The following is an 18,539-nucleotide window of genomic DNA, read 5'->3' as shown; positions in this document are numbered from 1 at the left end:
CCGCTAGTCGCACTCTGAATGTCGGCTGGGTGCGGGATGATCCGGCCCATGAAGCGAACTGTTGCCGTCGTCATCGGCGCTGTCCTGACAGGCCTCTCTCTCACGGCGTGCTCATCCGGGGGCGCGGATCCTGCGCCGACGGTCACCGTGACGGTCACGGCCCCCGCGGCGTCCGCAGCGATGGACCCGTCCTGCCAGCTCGCGCTGCAGCAGGTCCGCACGTTCGGCTCGAACCTCGCCGAGTACTCGGGCAACGTTCAGAAGATGATGAGCGCTGTCCCTGACGCACTCAACGATGCCTACGCGCAGGACGCCGACAAGCTGCAGGCCGACGCGGATTCGATCAAGGCGCTGTCGTCGAAGTTGAGCGACTCCGCGACCACTGCCGGCGAGACTGCCAGCAACCTCAGCGACCTGCTCGACCAGTGCGACGCGGCGACGGGGAAGTAGCCGTCAGCTCGCGGTGAGGCCGAGACGTGCTGCGACGTCGTCGAGCGCGCGGCGCGCGAGCGTCTGTGAGACGTGCTGGTAGCCGCGGGTCGTGACGATCGAGCTGTGCCCCATGATCGCGATCACTACCGCCTCCGAAACCCCCGCCTCGAGGAGCAAGGTCGCCGTGGTGTGGCGGGCCTCGTGCAGCCCGTACCGGCGGCCGTCCAGACGGATCAAGTCCTCAGCGTCACCGTCCCTCGGGGGCGCCTGCTCCGTGTGCGCGACCTGCGCCGCGTCCTGGAGGTCGTACCAGGCCATGCGGTCGTCGACGTCGTCACGCGGGGAGCCATCCGGTGCCGGCCACACCAGGTTCCACCGGTTCGGGGGTGCGATCTCGCGCCACGCGATCAGCGCGGCCGTCATCCATGGGACCAGGGGGATGACGCGCTTGCCCTTCGCCGTCTTCGGCGGGACGAGGTGCCACCGGTCGACCAGGTGGCGATGCGGGAGCCCCGGCTTGATCTTGAACCCGCTGCTGCGGTCGTGCGGTCGACGGTAGGGGAGCGCGTCGAGCTGCCACTCGATCGTGATGGTCCCGGCCGAGAGGTCGACGGAGTCCCAGGTGAGGCCGAGGCACTCGCCCTGGCGCATCCCCTGGAGGAAGGCCGCGACCCACCGGGACCCGTCGGGGAGTCCGGCGGCGCGGCGGAGGAGCTCGTGCGCGTCGAGGAGGCTGATGGAGTCGCGGTCGTTGACCGCCTTCGACGGTGCTGGGACGAGCAGGACGCGCTGGGGGACCTGGTAGCCCTCGAGGATGGCGGCGCGGAGCATGCGCAGGAGGACGCCCTGGACGTAGTTCGCCGTCGTGGTGGATCGGCCGGCCGAGACCACGGCCGAGGTGACGGTGCGGACGTCCGCGGGCGTGAGCTGTTCGAGTCTGCGGTTCCCGATGGCGGGGACGATCCAGCGCCTGACCGCGGAGGCGTCGGTGGCCGCGGTGGAGTGCCGGACCTCGGTCGCGTGGCGGGTGACCCAGGTGGGTGCCCAGGTGCCGACGGTGGCGCGGGCGGAGGCTCCTTCGACGGGGAGGCCTTCCGCGGCGATCTGTCGGGCCTTCTCCTTGAGCTTGGCCTTGACCTCAGCCTCGGTGGCGCCGGAGACCTTGAGTCGGCGACGGGTTCCGCGGGCGGTGACGCCGGCTTCGATGGTGCCGATGTACCGCTTCTTGGTGGCGTCGTAGGTGATGCCTCCGGTGCCGTGTTGCCGGCGTCGACGTTCGGCCATGTGGGCGCTCCTTCCTGGGGGCCAACTCGGGGGCCAACATTAGCCCCCGCCTGGCTCCCGCACGGCTGGCGTTATTGCAGGTCAGAGGCCATTTTACCCTGCCAGTCTAGCCCCGATCCTTTGACTACGGATCAGAAGGTTGGGGGTTCGAATCCCTTCGGGCGCACCCGATGCGAAGGCCCGGAACCGCAAGGTTCCGGGCCTTCGTCGTGTCGCGGAGGCGCCTTCCCGTGCCGGTCGCGCTAGCTCGCCGTCACGGCGGTACCGGAGGGCTCGATCGCGGTGGACGAACCGCTCCGCTGGACCTCGATCCGGCGGGGCTTGGCTTCCTCGGCCACCGGGACGGTGAGCGTCAGGACGCCGTCGTCGTAGGTCGCGGCGATCGCGTCGAGGTCCAGCCCGCGCCCGACGGTGAGCTGGCGGGCGTACGTCCCCGCCGGTCGCTCCTTGGCGAGCCACTGCACGTCCTGCTCGGTGCGCGCCGAGCGCTGCGCACGGATCGTGAGCGTCCGGTCCTCGACGCTGATGTCGATCGACCCGGGATCGGCCCCCGGAAGGTCGACGTCGAGCACGTAGTGGTCGCCGGCGCGGTACAGGTCCATCGGCATCGTCGCGGCGGCGCGGTCGGATGCGAGCACCTGGCCCATGAGGCGGTCCATCTCACGGAAGGGGTCGAAACGAGTAGCCACTGCCCGTCACCTCCTCGGTCGCGGTCCCGGGCCCTCCGGGACCTCAGCATCGCCCGGCGGACCACCGGTCCGGCCGGAGGGCTACGCCTCCACTTTTAGCACTCCTCGCTGCCGAGTGCCAAGAGGGGTCGGGAGTCCGATGAGAGGCCGCGAGAGCCCGGCGCCGTGCCCGCTCACGGGGCGTACGACTGTCGGGCGCGGTTCGATGGTGGTGGGCGTCGTCGGGCTCGAGCACCCGCGGTCGGGACGGCGCGACGCGGAGGGACGCGCGATGACGGGGCTGAGCTGGAGCGGGGACGGCGACGAGGTCGTTGCCGAGAGCCCGGAGGGGCAGTGGCGGATCACGCGCCAGTCGGACGGGTGGCGGATCCGACCACCTGGCGTCGACGATCCGGAGGCTGCGACGTTCTGGGAGCTCGACCAGGCGAAGCGCTTCGCCCAGCACCTTGCCGACCGGCCGGGCTGACGGAGCCCTGGTCGGGCCGCGCTGAGCGGCTCAGCCGTCGCCGTTGCGGCGCCAGATGTCCGCCGAGAGTGCCGTCGCGAACGCGCACCAAGCGGCGTAGGGCGCGAGCGCGACGCCGTGCGCGCGGTCGGCGGCCGCGGCCCGACGCGCGAGGTCGGTCGAGCTCGCCGCGAGGGCAAGCGCTCCGGCAGTCGCGAGGGACGGGCGGCGGGCCCGGAAGAAGAGCACGGTCCAGCCGGCGTTGGCCGCGAGATTCGCGCCGAGCGCGATCCCGAACCGGCGTGCCGCGCGCGGGTCGGTGCGCCGGAGGCGGGTCAGGGTCGCGGCCGACGTGACGGCGATGTCGGCGTACAGCGTCGTCCACACGATCGGGAACGCCAGACGGGGTGGTTGCCACGGCGGCAGCTCGCGCCGACGGTACCAGCGGCTGTCGACGTCCGTCGCAAGGCTGCCCGCCACGGCCGTGGCCACCGTCGCGGCACCGGTCGCTGCGAGCGTCGTGGGCGAGGACGCGAAGCGTCGGGCGAGGTTGCGGAACGTCATCGTGCCGACGCTAGCGCCGCCCCGCGTCTAGGCACCTCGGGCCCGCCCACGACGGCGTCGTCACACCGCGGACGCGGCCTCCAGCGACCGGAAGATCCGCTCGCGCAGGAGCTCGTACTGCTCGCGGTGGCGTCGGGGCGCGTCGGGCGGCCGGACGACGATCTTGCCGTTGACCACGCTCTCCTCGGGAAGGAACTGGTCGCCGGTGAGGTCGACCTCCGTGCCGTCGGCGAGCCGGTTCCAGTAGTGGTGCCCGATCTGGACGCCGTCCACGTGGACCTCCGCGAGGATCAGCTCGCCGCCGAGGACGTCCTGGACGACGAGCGCGGTCATCCCGCACTGGTCGCGCGAGGGGTTGTCGGGGCTCCAGGTCTCGCTCGAGTCGGGATAGCAGGTGTCGGGTCCCCAGGCGGCCAGGAAGTGCTGGCGCAGCTCGTCGGCGCTGATCGTCATGCGCGGAGCATGGCACCCGGGACCGACACCCGCGCTCCGCCCTCCCGTCGGCGACGTACGAAACCGCGGCCTTACGTGCTCGTTCGGTGCATGGCCCCCCGCTGACCGCGCGGCGCGCCGTCGCGCCGTGGGGAGCCCGAAGGAGGAGCCATGGTCCACACGGGCAAGAAGGCGCAGCAGCTCGCCCTGAGTCGCGTGGGCGGCCACATGCCGCAGGCCGGGCTGTGCCTGCAGTTCACGCGCACCGTGTTCGGGGTCGGCCCCAAGTTCCCGTCGGCGATCGCCGCCTGGAACCACGCCGCACACCGGCACACGGGCCGGCCGCCGGCCGGGGCCGTCGTCCCGGTGTTCTTCCGGACGCCGTCGAAGTACCGGCACGTGGCGGTCGCCCTCGGGAACGGCAAGGTGGTCTCGACCAACGGGGCGAAGATCAGCCTGTGGTCGAGCATCGACCAGGTCGCGACCCTGTTCAAGGGGCCGTACCTGGGATGGGCCGAGGACCTCAACGGCGTGCGCGTCTACGCGCTCGGCGGCCCTCGCACGCTCCCGGTCACCGGTGTCTGGGGGTCCATGACGACGAAGGCGCTGCAGCGCCGCTTCGGCACGAGGGTCGACGGGGTGATCTCCGGGCAGGTCCGCACCGGCGCGAACAAGAACGTCGGAGCGCTCAAGGCCGGGTCCGAGGGATCGCTCCTGGTCGTCGCGATGCAGCGATGGCTCGGCACCGCGACGGACGGCCAGCTCGACGGCGCCACCGTGCGTGCGCTCCAGAAGCGCTTCGGCACGCACGTCGACGGCGTGGTCTCCAGCCCTTCGGGTCTGGTGACCGCGATGCAGCGCGCGCTCAACAAGAAGGCCTCGATCCTCCCGGTCGAGGAGACGTTCGGCGAGCCGGCGCCCGTCGACGAGGACCTCCTGCCCGACGGCTCGACGCTCCCGCTCGACCCCGACGACCTCGAGATCGTCCTGGTAGACATCGGCGCCGAGCCGGTCGACGCGCCTGAATTCGAGGCCGAGGCCATCACCGACGACGCGGACGACGTCGTCGACGACCCCGCGGCGGACGCGGCGACGGCCGACTCGGACGCGGTCGACGAGGCCGACCCGGACCTGGACGACGCCCACGAGCTCGCCGCCGCGCCGCAGGACGTCGAGGCCGACCCCGAGGCCGGAGGTGACCTCGACACGGCCGGCCCCGCATCCTGAGCGGTGGGTCGCCGGGTCGCCGGGTCGGCGGTCGTGCACGCTCACGCGTCGTCGTCGGTCGCTTCCGGGAGCTGCGGGGCCGCGAAGCCCTCGCCGTGGCGCAGGAGGCTCGCGCGCCGCACGCTGCCGGACCCGAAGCGTTCCGCGACCTGGTCGACGGCGACGTCGAGCCCGTGCGTCTCGCGGCGGCTCCCGTCGACGACGCGCGGCGCGTCGGAGCCCGCTCCGGCGACGCCGCGGAGGTCGAGGGGGAGGGCGGGCTGGACGACGTCGTCGGGCGCGAGGTTCGTCAGCGAGACCCCCACGAGCGTGAGCCCGCGCTCGCGGACGAGCCCGGCGACGCCGTCGAGCAGCAGGAGCGCCGCAGCAGCGAGGTCGTCGCCGGAGTCGGTGGCGTGCGGGAACGTGTGCGAGCGGGTGGCGCGCGTGTAGTCGTCAAACCGCAGCCGGAGGACGACGGTCCGGGCGATCCGGTGCGCCCCGCGCATCCGGCGGCACACGCGGTCGACGAGCCCGAGCAGCGCGGCACGGACGAACCCGTCGCGGTGGGGTCCGCGGCCGAGCGCCCGTTGCGCGCCGATCGAGCCTCGGCGTCGTCCCGTGTCGACCCGCTCGGGCGTCATCCCGTGCACGACGGCGAACAGGTGACGGCCGGCGGCCGGGCCCAGCATCGAGCGGAGGGCGACGTCGGGCAGGGCGGCGACGTCGCCGGCGGTGAAGAGCCCGTGCCGGTGCAGCTTGGTCGCGGTCACGGCGCCCACGCCCCAGAGCTGCTCGACGGGCAGCGGGTGGAGGAACGCGTCCTCGGCGTCGGGCTCGACGAGCAGCAGCCCGTCGGGCTTGGCGACGCGGCTCGCGACCTTCGCGAGGAACGGCGTCCGCGCGACGCCCACCGTGATGGCGAGCCCGACCTCGTCCCGGACCTGCGCTCGCAGCCGCGCGCCGATCTCGACCGGCGGCACGTCGATGTGCCGGAGCCCCGCGACGTCGAGGAACGCCTCGTCGATCGACACCCCCTGGACCTCCGGGGTGGTCCGGTGGAAGACGTCGAAGACCGCGCGGCTCGCCGTCGTGTACGCGTCGAACCGGGGGCGCACCACGATCAGGCCCGGGCAGAGCCCGCGCGCCTCGCGCAGCCCCATGGCGGTCCGGACGCCCGCCCGCTTGGCCTCGTACGAGCAGGCCAGGACGACGCCGCCCCCGACGGCGACCGGCCGTCCGCGGAGGCGGCGGTCGTCGCGCTGCTCGACCGACGCGTAGAAGGCGTCGAGGTCGGCGTGCAGCACGGCCGCCCGGCGGGATCGTTCCATAGAACATATGTTCGAACGCGGGACGGCCTGCCGTCCAGCCGCCCGGGCCGGCGGCGGCCCCGCCGACCCCCCGGCAGCCCGCCGAGATACTGAGGATCGGCCGAGATACCGAGGCTGCCTCGGTATCTCGGTCGGAACTCGGTATCTCGCGGCTGGCTCGTGCGCGCGTCCCGACGCCGGTGCGCAAGAGGTCCCGCCCAATTTCACCCGCTCCCCGACGCGCACGCCCGCGAGGCGTGCGCGTGGATAGGGGAAGAGGGTCAGCGGGGGCCGGCCCGACAGGGAGGCACCATGACGCCGTCGGAGCACCAGCGCCGAGCCGAAGAGGCCGACGCGATCCTCGATCTCGTGGCAGCGGTCGAGGCGGTGCGCGCCGGCCGGGACTCGGACGTCCGGTTCCTCGTGGGGGGCCGCCTGGACCCGACGTTCCACGACCTGCTGGTCTCCACCGTCGCGCGCGCCGTCGCGGCGGCCGACCGCCCCCTCCCCGTCGAGCTCGGCGGCCTGAGCGCTCACACCTGGGTCGAGGTGCGTCGTCGGGCGCGGGAGCACTCGGGCGAGGCCGTGCGGATTCCCGGCCGTGGCTCGCACCTGCCGCGGCACGTGGCCGAGGTCGTGCCCGCATCGGTCGACCCGGTGCCCGTGCAGGCGAGGAACGCCGAGCTCGTCGAGGCGTTCGGTGCCCTGCTCGACGCCGACGACGCCGTCCACGGTCAGGGCCACTCGGCCCGCGTCCTCGAGACGGCCCGCGACATGGCGCTGCGCGCGGTCCTGCCGGCCTGACGTCGCCGCGCCTGCCCTGGCCCGGAACGCCCACCCACGTGTGAGACGCTGCCGTGGCGGGCGCACCGTCGCGTCCGGAGACCTTCCCAGGAAGAGCGCATGACGATCGACGACCGCACCACCGCCCAGCACCCCTCGTCGGCCGCGCCCGACGGGGCCGCCGGCACCCGCCGCCCCCGTCCCGTCGCGCCGGAGATCGCGCGCTCGTGGCTCCTGGTCAACGCGCTGAGCGGGGACTACGACGTCGCCGCCCGGTCCCGCGCGGACCAGGTCGTCCTGGACGTCGAGGACTCGGTGGACCCTGCGGCGAAGGCGGAGGCGCGCGAGCGGGTCGTCGCGTGGCTCCGGGACGGCGAGGGCCACACGTGGGTCCGCATCAACGACCGCTCGACGGCGTTCTGGTCCGACGACGTCGACGCCTTGGCCGGGCTGCCCGGTCTCGCGGGCGTGATGCTCGCCAAGACCGAGGCCGCCCAGGACGTCACCGAGACCTTCGACCGGCTCGGCGGCCGGACGCCGGTGCTCGCCCTCGTCGAGTCGGCGCTCGGCATCGAGGAGGCCGTGCACATCGCCCGGGCGCGCGGGGCGTTCCGGCTCGCGTTCGGGTCGGGCGACTACCGCCGCGACACCGGCACCTCCGCCGACGACCTCGCGATGGCGTACCCGCGCTCGCGCCTCGTCGTCGCGAGCCGCATCGGCGACCTGCCCGGCCCCATCGACGGCCCGACGACGTCGCGCAACCACCCGGTCGTGCGCGAGCAGTCGGGCGTCGGGGTGTCCCTGGGGCTCACGGGCAAGCTCGTGCTCGACGTCGAGCAGGTGCCCGTGGTCAACGAGGTCATCAGCCCGACGCCGTCGGACGTCGCGTGGGCGCGCGACTTCCTGGCCGAGTTCGAGGCGCGGGGCCGCGTGATCCGTGACGGCTCCGACCTGCCGCGTCTCGGCCGTGCGCAGAAGATCGACCGCCTCGCGCTCGCGTTCGGGGTCAACCCGAGCTGACCCGTGCGGCGCCGGGAACGGCGTCAGGCCGAGGTGAGCGCGCCCGACGACGGCTGTGGGGCACTGTCGAGCCCGGCCTCCTCGTCCTGCGGGGCGTCCTCGAGGTGGTGGTCCGCGTCGAGGTCGGGGTCGGTGCCGTCCGCGGGGTCGAGGTCGACCGTGGCGGCGTCTGCCGCGGGGTCGGCGGTGACGAGGTCGCCGCGGATCAGCCCGAGGTCGATCGGGTCGGGCGGGAGCGTGGCACCGTCCGCGAGGAGCGCGGGGTCGTCCGGGAGGACGGGCACCAGCACGCCGGGGATCCCGGGCAGCAGCGGTGGCACCCCGGTCCTCGGGCTGACGGGACGCTCGGAGGGGAGGAGCCCCTCGCCCGGGAGCACCGACGACGGCGCGTCGAGCGCCCGCTGCATCGTCTCGACCAGGCTCGAGGGCTTGGAGACCGACCCGTCGACCGTCGTGCCGAAGCGCCGCTGGAGCGCGCGGATCGTGGTGCCGTCGAGCTGCCCGGTCGCCTCGATGCCGAGCCACCGCTGCATCGCGACGACGAGCTGCGAGCCTCCGGTCCCCGCGCGCAGGCACGGCACGTTCGCGTTCGCCCGGAGCCGCACCTGGCCCGTGACGAGCCCGTCGACGCGGGTGCCGAACCGGCGCTGGAGCGCCGTCGTCGTGAGCGAGCCCCAGACCCCGGTGACGGGGACGTGCCGGTGCGGCTCACCGACGTGGACCCGCGCGCCGTTGAGGTCCTCGGTCCAGCCGAGGTACGGGCCGCGGAGGACCTCGGCGACGTGCTCGACGCTCGACCACAGGCTGATCGCGGCGCCGTTCGTGGACACGACCTTGCCGTTGCCCAGCACCACGGCGACGTGCCGGTACGGCGACGGCGTCCGGAAGAACACGGGCACCACGGCGCCGGGCGGGGGCGCGGTCGTGTGGCGGCGGACGGCGTGCTCCCACGCCGCGACAGCCGAGGCGTAGCGGGGGCCGACCCCGAACACCGTGCGTGTGAGCTGGAGGCACAGGCCGGGACGCGGCATCCGTCCGCCGACGCGCCCCAGCGCGAACGCCTGCGCCGCAGGACCGGTGCGGACCATGACGCCACCTTCCTCTCCGCTCGGGGCTCGCGCCCGTCGGAGGAGAAAGAGCACCGGGGTGCCCGGTCTCGTACGAGACCGGGCACCCCGGGATCGTTCCGCGCGGTGGCTACCTCACTGGTAGCTCACCGTGAGCCGCTGGTCGACGCTCCGCGTGCCCGCCTGCACGGTCAGCGTGCGGGTCGCCGCGTCCCAGGTCCAGTCGTGCGCCGACAGCTTGTGGCCGTCGACGCGGACCACCCGCGGCTCGGTGGCGTTCGTGAACGCCACCGTCCACGTGCGGTGCTTCACCTGGCCGGCGAACGAGCCCTTCGCCGCCCCGATGCGGACGGTGTGGTTGACTCCCGTCTTCCGGTAGTCGATCGACGTCGTCGCGCTCTGCGACGTGTCGGTCGTGGAGCCGTCGTCCTCGTACAGCGACGCCTGACCGGACTGGCCCTCGGCCACCGTGACGGTGACGTCCGTGAGCGGGTTCTGCACGTCGCCCGTGACGTCGTGCGACCGGGTCGTGACGATCCCGCCGGACCGCACGAACACCGGCATGGTGTCGAGCCCGGTCGTGACCTGCGCCGTCGTGCCGCCCTGGTACGTCTTCCCGGTGAACCAGTCCGTCCAGGTGGAGCCGGCCGGGAACCAGACCGACGTCGTCGACGTCGTGCCGGCCGAGGTGACCGGAGCGACGAGGACGTCCGGGCCGTACAGGTACTCGCTGTCCGTCTGGGCGTACGCCTCCTGCTGCTCCGGGTACTGCAGGTACAGCGGGCGGACGATCGGCATGCCCGTCGCCGTGGCCTGCTGGGCCAGCGTGTAGGTGTACGGCACCAGGTTCTCGCGCAGGTTGAGGAACTTCTCCGCCGACGACTTGGCGTCCGTGCCGTACTGCCACGGGAGCCGGTCGCTGTGGTTGGAGTGCAGCCGGTCGATCGGCTGGAACGTCCCGAGCTGGACCCAGCGGGCGTAGAGGTCGTCCGGGAGCTTCGTGGTCCCGGGCTCCGAGCCGGGCAGCTGGGTGCCGCCCGTGTGCCCGCCGATGTCGTGGCTGATCGACGCCATGCCCGTCGCCGCCGACTCGCCGCCGGTGTACCCGACCTGGTACTTGAGCGACGCCCAGCTCGACGTCGTGTCACCGGTGAAGTGCAGCGTCGTGCGCTTGTCCGCCCAGGGGCCCGTGGGGACCGGGGTGACGTTGCCGTACCCGCCGGCTGCGAGCGTGCCGTACGCACGGGAGAACGCGAAGCCGCGTCCCACGGTCTTGTCGGTGGCGTTCGCGTACTGGAGGTTGATCCACGCGTCGCCCGTCACGCCCGCGAGCGACGAGTACGACGAGTCGCAGCACCAGTCGAGCCACCACAGGTCGTTGCCGTCAGCGCCCATGGCGTCGTGCAGGTCCATGTACGCCTTGAGCTGGTCGGGGTCGCCCCAGTCGAAGACGCCGTTCTGGAGCTTGCCCTTCGCCGTCGCCTGCGCCTGCGCGAAGTGCGGGTCGTTGCTGTCGATGCTCGGGTGGATGTTGAGCGCGGTGTGCAGGCCCTCGCCGTGCGCCCAGTCGAAGAAGCCCTTCGGGTCGGGGAACTTCGTGGAGTCGATCTCCCAGCCGTTCCAGGTGCCCGGGCTCTTGAAGTCCGTGTCCACGACCAGCGAGTCGAGCGGGACGCCCTCCGAGCGGAACTTCGGCAGGATCGTGTCCTCGAACTCGGCCGCGGTGCGGTCGTAGTACTCCGAGTACCAGAGGCCGTAGGCCCAGCGGGGGAGCAGCTCGGACGGACCGGTGAGCACCGACAGGTCGCGGAGCCCCTGCGCGTAGTCCTGGCCGTAGGCGAAGACGTAGCCGTCCTGGTAGGTCTCGCCGCCGTGGCCGGACCGCTGGGTCACCTTCTGGGTGTCGGGGTCGAACTGCGCGGACGCCGTGTCGTCGAGCAGGGACCAGCCGTCCTGGTAGAGCAGGCCGGGGTTCGTCAGGGCCGAGCCGTCGACCCCGTCGATACTGCGCCGGTAGCCGCCGAGCGCGGCGTGCGGGGCGAGCAGCGGCGCGCCCTTCTTCACGAACGCGACGGTGTCGACGTTGACGTTGCAGGTGACGTCGGCCGTGCAGGCGAGCTTGACCGTGTTGGCCCCGGCCGCCAGGTGGACCGGCACCTCGACGGTCCGCCACGTGTCCCAGCTGCTCGTCGGCGGCAGCGCGACCGCCGTCGTCTTGTCCGGGGTCACGACGGCGAGGCTGCGGTCCTGCACGGCGGCGTTGGCCGCGGCCCAGTTCGCGTACCGGACCTGGAGCGTGTAGTCGCCCGCCTTGGGGACGTCCGTCACGGAGACCGTGTCGGCCGCGCCCGCCTTCTCGAGGCCCGCGGTGAAGCCGGTGCCCGAGTAGTCGTTGTGGTCGTGCGCGACCTTCGCGCCGCCGCTCAGCGTGCTGGTCTCGGCCTCGCAGATCTCGCCGAACGCGCAGGGCGCACTGACGGCGGCGCCCGGGCCCGGGTACGCCGCGCCGGGGGTGACGACGGCGAGGCTGTCGAGGTTGATGTTGCCCGAGTCGGTCGCCGACCGGAGCACCGTGACGGTGTGCGTGCCCGCGGACAGGTTCAGAGACGCCGTCGCGACCTTCCACGTGTCCCAGCTCCCGGTGACGGGGAGCTGCACGACCTGCGGGGCGCCGTCGTCGACCTTGACGCTGAGCGTCCGGGTGACGTTCTTGCCGTCGCCGCCCTGGGCGTTCGCATAGCGGAGGTCGAGGTCGTAGGTGCCCGCCGTGGCCGCCTCGACCCGGAAGCTCACCTGGTTGCCGGTGCTCTGGAACCCGGCGACGAAGCCGTCGCCCGTCGCGCCGCTGTGGTCCTTGGCGGTCCCGACGCCGACGAGCCGCAGCCCCTCGGCCTCGCACAGCGCGCCGACGGCGCACAGCGGTGCCTCCGTCGACGGCCAGGGTGCGGCGGTGACCTGCTGGTCGCCCGTGCGGAGCGAGAGGGAGAGGTTGTCGGGCGTGAAGGGCCCGGAGCCGACCTTGTAGCGCAGCGTCGCGGCGTCGGTGGTGATGGTCAACCAGCCGTCGCGCACCTTCGAGGTGAAACGGGTGCGGTTGAAGTCGTCACGCCCGATCGCGTTGAACGTGCCCGCGTCGAGGAACTTCGCGTCGCCCGCGTACTCGGTGCGGATCAGGGTCGGGGACAGGACCTCGAAGCGCGCGTCGCCGGACACGACCGCCGAGGCGGCCGCCGTGGACCCGTGCGCGCTGGACCCGTGCCCGGTGGTCGCGGCGAAGGACGGCGCCGCGGTGGCGGCGGTGGTGGCGGCGAGGGCGGTCGCGGCGATCAGTCCGAGCGCCGTGCGTCTGCTCGCGTGCGGTCGCGCCGAGGCGCGTGCCCGCCGGGGTGGTGCGGAGGACATGAGGACTCCTTCGTTCTCGTGAGGGTGACGGTGGTGCTGGAGAGGCTGCGGTCGGGTGGGAACCGGTCGTCAGGACCCGAAGCCGACCCAGTCGAGGTTGACGCGCCCGGAGTCGCCATCGTCCACGCGCAGGCTCACGGTCGGGTGCTGGCCGTGCAGCGTGAGGCCGGGGAGCCGGAACGTGGACCACGTGTCCCAGCTGCCGTCGGTGTTGGACGGCAGCGCGAGCTGTCGCTCCTTCTTCCCGTCGACGTAGAGGCTGAGCGTCGCGTCCGACCCGTTCGCGTTCGCGTAGCGGATCGTGAGGGTCCCGGTCGACCGCGCGGGGCGCAGGTTCAGCCGGTACGTCGACGACGCGCCCGTGCTCCAGACGCCGTCGACGAACGCGTCGCCGTCGTAGCCGGTGTGGTTGACGTTCGTCTTCACGCCGCCCTCGTTGAGCGCGTCCTCGGACTGGATCTTCTCCGAGGCGGGACAGCCGTCGAGCACGCGGGTGCCGGCCTGGTCGGGGCAGCTGTCGGCGCGGTCCTTGAGCCCGTCGCCGTCGCGGTCGCCGTTCGTCGCGCCGACGAGCGTGACGTCGACCGTGTGACGGCCCGTGAGCGTCGCGGGGATCTCGGCGTCCTTGCGCGGCCTGCCGTCGAGGCGGAACGAGGCGACGCGGTCTCCCGCACCGTGCAGGCGGATCGTCAGGTCGGCGTCGCGGTAGCGCAGGCCGGAGAGCGTGGTGTCGCCCCAGCCGGTCGGCAGGGTCGGCGTGAGCTCGAGGCCGTCCTCGGTGTACCCGATGCCGAACACGCCGTCGTAGAGCTGGCGCAGGTACGCCGTCGCGGACCAGGTCTGGTCGGGCTCCGAGCCCCAGTGGAACTTCAGGTCGTCGCCGAGCCGCTGGTAGCCGCCGTCGACGACTCCCGTCGTGCCGTTGTAGATCTCCCAGAAGCCGCTGTTGGCGTCGGCCTGGTGGGCGAGACGGGCGAGGTTGGTCGCGAAGGCCGTCTGATCGCCGGCCTGCGCGGCCGCCGAGCCCCAGAAGCCCTCGACCACGGGCCACACGATGGCGTTGTGGCGGCCCGGCTGGTCCGTGCTGTACCGCTCGAAGTCCGGGTAGACGTCGGCGACGCCCTGGGCCATGAGGTGGGTGTTCGCGAGGATCGACCGGGTCTGCCGCTCGTCGGCGATGCCGAAGAGGATGGCGAACGCCAGGCCGGTGCCCTCCTGGTAGTCGCCGGTCGTGCCGTCGGGCAGGACCATGTACCGGTACAGGCCGGTCTTCGGGTTCCAGAAGCGCTCGTTGATGGTCTTCTTCAGGGCCGCGGCCTGCGACCGGTAGCCTGCCGCCACGTCCGACGGCTGCCCGAGGGCCTGCGCCATGTTCGCGACGTTCTGGAAGGCTGCGTAGTAGAGCTCGTTGGTGCTGAGGAACATCCCGGTCCGGATGCCGGGGTAGGAGAACGAGCCCGAGCCGAGCGACTCCGTCGGGTCGGCGGGGGGAGCGGGGTAGCCCGCCACGCCGTCGTTGAAGAACGACGGACCCGTGAACAGCCCGAACGCCGGGTTCAGGCCCGGGTCGGAGTCGGCGAGACGGATCGCGAGGGTGTTCTTCGCGGTCTGGAAGGCGTCGGCGAGGAACGAGCGGTCACCGGTCACGAGGTAGTGGTTCCACGCGGAGGTGACCCAGACGACCTGGTCCCAGGTCTGGTCGTCCTGCTTGACCTGGAGCCGGCCCTGGTCGTCCTTGTCGACGGCGGACCACAGCGTGTTCCGCGCGACGTCCGGCTCGAGCAGGCTCGCGGCGTTCCACGAGTTGACCGACGCGTCGCGCGTCCACGGCTGCGGGTAGCCGCCGCCCGCCTTCACGAACGTGCCCGGGTCCGCGGTCATGAGGCCGCTCTGGTTGTAGGTCGCGTCGTCGAACGGGACGGTGTTCGTCCGCAGGAGGTTGTCGAGGGCCTCACGGTAGGCGGGCCCGAACGCCGCCTCGGTGTTCGGGTTCGCGAAGGAAAGCGCCGGGGCGTCCGTGACGGCGTCGGGCGGTGGTGCCGCCGCGTCGACCGCGGCGCCCGCGGTCGTCGTGCCGGCGGACACCAGGCACACCGCGGCCACTGCCGCACCGGTGAGGAGGCCGAGCTGTCGGGAACGTCGCTTGCTGGTCATGTGTCTCCTTCGACGCACGCACAAGGTCGAGTGCCAACCAATGGGTTCAGTACCTGAACGCAATGACCTTCTGGCAACGTTGTCGTTTTGTCAAGACCCCCACGCCAGCCCGTGTTTGCAAGCTTGCGTCTCACCTTGCGTTCCTGCTCTTGACACAGGAGTCCGGGACCCCGTAGACAACGGGGTGTCCTTGACAGCGCTGTCAATCGCTCAGGAGTCTCGCATGAAACGGTCGGTACCGCACCCCTCCGCCCCTCCCCGACGACGCGGCGGTCGCTCCGGCCTCGTCGCCACGGCACTCGTCGCCGGGGCGCTGGTCGTCCCCGCGCACGGTGCGCTCGCCGCAAGCCCGGCGGCCTCCCCAGCGGGCGCCGCCTGTCCGTGGGTCACGTCGCACGCCTCGGACCTGACCCGGGCGAAGCAGGTCCTCGCCCGGATGACGCTCGACGAGAAGATCACGCTCGTGCACGGCATCTCGGACACGACGTACGCGGGCGCCGTCGCCGGCGTCCCACGCCTGTGCCTGCCCGAGCTCAAGCTCTCCGACGGGCCGAGCGGGATCAAGCTCAACACCCCGAACGGCAACAACTTCGACGGCAACACCACGCAGCTGCCGTCCGAGACGAGCCTCGCGGCGAGCTTCGACCCGTCGATGGCGACCGCGTACGGCACCGTGATGGGCCAGGAGGGCAAGACCAAGGGCGTCGACGTCTCGTTGAGCCCGACCATCAACATCGTCCGTGACCCACGGTGGGGACGAGCCTTCGAGTCCATGGGCGAGGACCCGTACCTCGCCGGGCAGATCGCCGCCGCCGACGTGACGGGCATCCAGGACCAGGGCGTCATGGCGCAGGTCAAGCACTACGCCGTCTACAACCAGGAGACCAACCGGGGCAACGCGCCGGACAACGCCGTCGTGGACGACCGGACGGTGCACGAGATCTACACGTCGGCCTTCGCCCGGGTGGTCGAGCAGGCGAAGCCGGCGTCCGTGATGTGCTCCTACAGCTGGATCAACGGGACCAACGCCTGCGAGAACGGCTACCTCAACGGGATCCTCAAGGGCGAGCAGGGCTTCGACGGCTTCATCACGTCGGACTGGTGGGGGACCAAGAGCACGGTGGCCGCCGCCAACGCCGGTCTCGACATGGAGATGCCCGACGACGCGCACTTCGGGGCGGCGCTCAAGGCCGCCGTGCAGGCGGGCACGGTTCCGATGAGCCGCCTCGACGACATGGTGACCCGCATCCTCCGCGAGGAGTTCCGGTTCGACCTCGTCGCCCACCCCGCGCCGCGGACTCCCGACGCCGACGCCGCCACCCCGGCGCACACGAAGGCCGCCCAGGCGATCAGCGAGGCGGGGACGGTGCTGCTGAAGAACGACGGAGGCGTCCTTCCGCTGGGTCCGAAGACGCGGTCGATCGCCGTGATCGGTGACGGCGCGGGCAACAACGCGCTGACCGTCGGCGGGGGAAGCGCGTGGGCCCAGGGCTCGGGGACGGTGACCCCGCTCGACGGCATCACCGCTCGCGCGGCGGAGGACGAGGTCGCCGTCTCGTACGCGCAGGGCTACAGCACGATCGGTGGCGGCGCGCTCCCGGCGGTGCCGAGCCAGTACCTGACGCCCGCGTCCGGCACGGGGCACGGGCTCACCGGCGAGTACTTCACGAACACGACGCTGAACGGGAGCCCGACGGTGACCCGGACGGACTCCTACGTCGGCTTCGGGTGGAACGGCCAGCCTCCGGCGGCCGGCGTCCCCGCGTCGAACTTCTCGGTGCGGTGGACCGGGACGCTGACGGCCCCCACCACAGGCACCTACACGTTCTCCGTCACGAGCGACGACGGCAGCCGGCTGTCCCTCGACGGAGCGCGCGTCATCGACAACTGGGCCGACCAGGGCGCGACGACCAAGACGTACGCGGTGGATCTCACCGCCGGGCAGAAGGTCGCCGTCGAGATCGAGTACTACCAGGGCGGTGGCGGGTCGGCCATGCAGTTCGGGTGGACGCCGCCGGGTGGCTCGGACGCGACCGCCGAGGCCGTCGCGCTCGCCAAGAGCTCGGACGTCGCGGTCGTCTACGCGAACCTCGCGACGTCGGAGGGCAGCGACCTCACGAGCATCGACCTGCCCGCGGACCAGAACGCCCTGATCGAGGCCGTCGCGAAGGCGAACCCGCGGACCGTCGTCGTGCTCAACACGGGCTCGGCCGTCACCATGCCGTGGGTCGACGACGTCGCCGGCGTCGTCGAGGCGTGGTACCCCGGGCAGGAGGCCGGGAACGCGATCGCGTCGGTGCTGTTCGGCGACACGAACCCGTCAGGGAAGCTCCCGGTGACGTTCCCGAAGTCCCTCGCGGACGTCCCGGCGTCGACGGACGCGCAGTTCCCCGGCACCGACGGGAAGGTCGAGTACTCCGAGGGCCTCGACGTCGGCTACCGGTGGTACGACGCCAAGGACGTCGAGCCTCTGTTCCCGTTCGGCTACGGCCTGTCGTACACGACGTTCCGCGTCTCGGGACTGCACGTGAGCCAGGCGAAGATGGCCGAGGGCGGCGCCGTGAAGGCGACGGCGACGGTGACCAACACCGGCAAGGTCGCGGGCTCCGACGTCGTGCAGTTCTACCTGTCGCAGCCCACGAGCTCGGGTGAGCCGCCGAAGTCGCTCGTCGGCTTCCAGAAGGTCACGCTCGAGCCGGGACGGTCGAAGAAGGTCAGCGTGACGATCACGGCTCGCGACGCGTCGGTGTGGAACACGAAGGCGCAGAGCTGGGCGCTGACTCCCGGAACGTACACGGTCCGGGCCGGGGACTCGTCGTCGAGCCTGCCGACGAAGGACTACTTCTCGGTGACGAAGACGACGCAGCCCCGGTCGGTGACGGTCGGCGCCCCGGCCGGCGCCCGGGCGGGGAGCACGGTCGACGTCACGACGACGTTCACCAACGGGTCGACCACCACGGCCCGCGACGTGCGCACGAGCCTGGAGCTGCCGGACGGCTGGACCACCGCGTCGCTCCCGACGACGACCCGCGCCGTCGCGCCCGGGGCATCGGTCCAGGCGACCTGGAAGGTCTCCGTGCCTGCTGACGCGACCACGGGAGCCGCCACGATCCGTGCGACGTCGCAGTACGTCGGTGGCCACGCGGCAGGTACCGCCGCGGTCACCGTCCCCTACGCGTCGCTGGCCGCTGCGTACGACACGGTCGGGGTGAGTGACGACGCCGACGAGACCGCCGGGAACCTCGACGGCACCGGGTACTCGTTCTCGCTCCAGGCCCTCGCGTCGGTCGGGGTCGTCCCCGGCCAGCCGATCCCCGGCGGGTACGGCGGACTCGTCTTCCCGCAGATCACGGCCGGGGAACCGAACGTCGTCTCGGCGGCGGGGCAGACCGTGACGATGTCGGGCTCGGGCGCCTCGCTCGCGCTGCTCGCGGTCGGGACCAGCGGCGAGCAGAAGGGCACCCTCACGGTGACGTACACCGACGGGACCACGTCGTCGGGCGCGGTCGACGTCAACGACTGGTTCTACAACCAGGCCGTGCCCGGCTCCGTGGTCGTCGCGACGACGCCCTACTGGAACCGCCCGGCCGGTTCGACCAACCCCCACGCCCAGCGGGTGAGCCTCTACGCGACCCAGGTGCCGCTGACGCCGGGGAAGGAGATCGCGTCCGTCACCCTGCCGACGAACCCGCAGCTGCGAGTCTTCGCCGCGCACGTGACCGGCTGACCGCGCAACCGGCCTCGGCGCGTC

14 protein-coding genes are annotated in these 18,539 nt (G+C 72.4%); 6 read left to right on the top strand and 8 right to left on the bottom strand.

Annotated features, from left to right (window positions below):
* Window positions 1-48 precede the first annotated feature (48 nt).
* Window positions 49-450: a hypothetical protein gene (locus ACFT5B_RS11785; protein ID WP_386798383.1), complete on the top strand. Its 402-nt coding sequence runs from the start codon at window positions 49-51 to the stop codon at window positions 448-450.
* Window positions 451-453: 3 nt separating this feature from the next.
* Here the strand turns inward: ACFT5B_RS11785 and ACFT5B_RS11780 are convergent, their stop codons facing one another.
* The gene (locus ACFT5B_RS11780) at window positions 454-1,716 is read right to left on the bottom strand and encodes a tyrosine-type recombinase/integrase (RefSeq protein WP_386798381.1); all 1,263 of its coding nucleotides are present in this window, start codon (window positions 1,714-1,716) and stop codon (window positions 454-456) included.
* Window positions 1,717-1,958: 242 nt separating this feature from the next.
* On the bottom strand, window positions 1,959-2,405 hold the full coding sequence (locus tag ACFT5B_RS11775) for an Hsp20/alpha crystallin family protein (RefSeq protein WP_386798379.1): 447 nt from the start codon (window positions 2,403-2,405) through the stop codon (window positions 1,959-1,961).
* A gap of 271 nt (window positions 2,406-2,676) precedes the next feature.
* Here ACFT5B_RS11775 and ACFT5B_RS11770 point away from each other — a divergent pair, with 271 nt between their 5' ends.
* Window positions 2,677-2,871 (top strand): hypothetical protein, encoded by a 195-nt coding sequence (locus ACFT5B_RS11770; protein ID WP_386798377.1) that lies wholly within the window; start codon window positions 2,677-2,679, stop codon window positions 2,869-2,871.
* A 30-nt stretch (window positions 2,872-2,901) separates the two neighbouring features.
* Here ACFT5B_RS11770 and ACFT5B_RS11765 read toward each other — a convergent pair whose 3' ends face one another.
* Window positions 2,902-3,414, bottom strand: a complete 513-nt coding sequence (locus tag ACFT5B_RS11765; RefSeq protein ID WP_386798375.1) for a TspO/MBR family protein — start codon at window positions 3,412-3,414, stop codon at window positions 2,902-2,904.
* Between the two features lie 60 nt (window positions 3,415-3,474).
* The gene (locus tag ACFT5B_RS11760; RefSeq protein ID WP_386798373.1) at window positions 3,475-3,867 is read right to left on the bottom strand and encodes a hypothetical protein; all 393 of its coding nucleotides are present in this window, start codon (window positions 3,865-3,867) and stop codon (window positions 3,475-3,477) included.
* 150 nt (window positions 3,868-4,017) lie between these two features.
* Between ACFT5B_RS11760 and ACFT5B_RS11755 the strand changes: the two genes are divergently transcribed.
* A complete protein-coding gene (locus ACFT5B_RS11755) occupies window positions 4,018-5,073 on the top strand; it encodes a hypothetical protein (RefSeq protein ID WP_386798371.1) in 1,056 nt (351 codons plus the stop codon).
* Window positions 5,074-5,114: 41 nt separating this feature from the next.
* On the opposite strand, the gene dinB is transcribed toward ACFT5B_RS11755, so the two are convergent.
* Window positions 5,115-6,383, bottom strand: coding sequence for a DNA polymerase IV (gene dinB, locus ACFT5B_RS11750; protein WP_386798370.1), 1,269 nt, complete (start codon window positions 6,381-6,383; stop codon window positions 5,115-5,117).
* A gap of 291 nt (window positions 6,384-6,674) precedes the next feature.
* On the opposite strand from dinB, the gene ACFT5B_RS11745 reads away from it, so the two are divergent.
* Both ACFT5B_RS11745 and ACFT5B_RS11740 read left to right on the top strand, forming a co-directional pair.
* The gene (locus tag ACFT5B_RS11745; protein WP_386798368.1) at window positions 6,675-7,166 is read left to right on the top strand and encodes a hypothetical protein; all 492 of its coding nucleotides are present in this window, start codon (window positions 6,675-6,677) and stop codon (window positions 7,164-7,166) included.
* Window positions 7,167-7,265: 99 nt separating this feature from the next.
* Entirely contained in the window at window positions 7,266-8,165 is a 900-nt protein-coding gene (locus tag ACFT5B_RS11740) for an HpcH/HpaI aldolase/citrate lyase family protein (protein ID WP_386798366.1), read from the top strand.
* 23 nt (window positions 8,166-8,188) lie between these two features.
* On the opposite strand, the gene ACFT5B_RS11735 is transcribed toward ACFT5B_RS11740, so the two are convergent.
* The 3 genes from ACFT5B_RS11735 to ACFT5B_RS11725 form a co-directional block, all read right to left on the bottom strand.
* Window positions 8,189-9,253, bottom strand: a complete 1,065-nt coding sequence (locus ACFT5B_RS11735; protein ID WP_386798364.1) for a hypothetical protein — start codon at window positions 9,251-9,253, stop codon at window positions 8,189-8,191.
* Between the two features lie 114 nt (window positions 9,254-9,367).
* The gene (locus ACFT5B_RS11730) at window positions 9,368-12,634 is read right to left on the bottom strand and encodes a TIM-barrel domain-containing protein (RefSeq protein WP_386798362.1); all 3,267 of its coding nucleotides are present in this window, start codon (window positions 12,632-12,634) and stop codon (window positions 9,368-9,370) included.
* A gap of 69 nt (window positions 12,635-12,703) precedes the next feature.
* The gene (locus ACFT5B_RS11725; protein ID WP_386798360.1) at window positions 12,704-14,788 is read right to left on the bottom strand and encodes a hypothetical protein; all 2,085 of its coding nucleotides are present in this window, start codon (window positions 14,786-14,788) and stop codon (window positions 12,704-12,706) included.
* A 223-nt stretch (window positions 14,789-15,011) separates the two neighbouring features.
* Here ACFT5B_RS11725 and ACFT5B_RS11720 point away from each other — a divergent pair, with 223 nt between their 5' ends.
* Window positions 15,012-18,515, top strand: coding sequence for a glycoside hydrolase family 3 C-terminal domain-containing protein (locus ACFT5B_RS11720; RefSeq protein WP_386798358.1), 3,504 nt, complete (start codon window positions 15,012-15,014; stop codon window positions 18,513-18,515).
* The last annotated feature ends 24 nt before the right edge of the window (window positions 18,516-18,539 follow it).

The sequence above is a fragment of the Luteimicrobium sp. NPDC057192 genome (assembly GCF_042670205.1).
In the GTDB taxonomy this organism is placed as follows: Bacteria; Actinomycetota; Actinomycetes; order Actinomycetales; family Cellulomonadaceae; genus Luteimicrobium.
This window is presented reverse-complemented; position numbering and strand designations above follow the sequence as displayed.